The organism is Xylophilus sp. ASV27, assembly GCF_016428875.1.
GTDB lineage: Bacteria > Pseudomonadota > Gammaproteobacteria > Burkholderiales > Burkholderiaceae_C > Xylophilus.
In genome coordinates this window covers 1-255 of sequence record NZ_JAELTO010000431.1, presented here as the reverse complement: position 1 = coordinate 255, position 255 = coordinate 1, and the positions used below count along the sequence as shown (strand labels likewise).

General features: G+C 72.2%; 1 protein-coding gene. It reads right to left on the bottom strand.

Translation table 11 applies throughout. The features are described 5' to 3' along the window. Window positions 1–255: methyl-accepting chemotaxis protein (locus tag JHD63_RS25310; protein WP_233168579.1), on the bottom strand; the 255-nt coding region annotated here is incomplete at both ends.

The following is a 255-nucleotide window of genomic DNA, read 5'->3' as shown; positions in this document are numbered from 1 at the left end:
TGCTGCCCGCGGTCTGCACCAATGAGGCGCCGGCCTGCACCTTGGCGCCGGAGGCGCCGATCAGGTTCTTGATTTCCTTGGCCGCCTCGCCGCTGCGCCGCGCCAGGCTGCGCACCTCGCTGGCGACGACGGCGAAGCCGCGGCCCTGCTCGCCGGCGCGCGCGGCCTCCACCGCGGCATTGAGCGCCAGCAGGTTGGTCTGGAAGGCGATGCTGTCGATCACGCCGATGATGTCGGTGATGCGGCGCGAGGCCT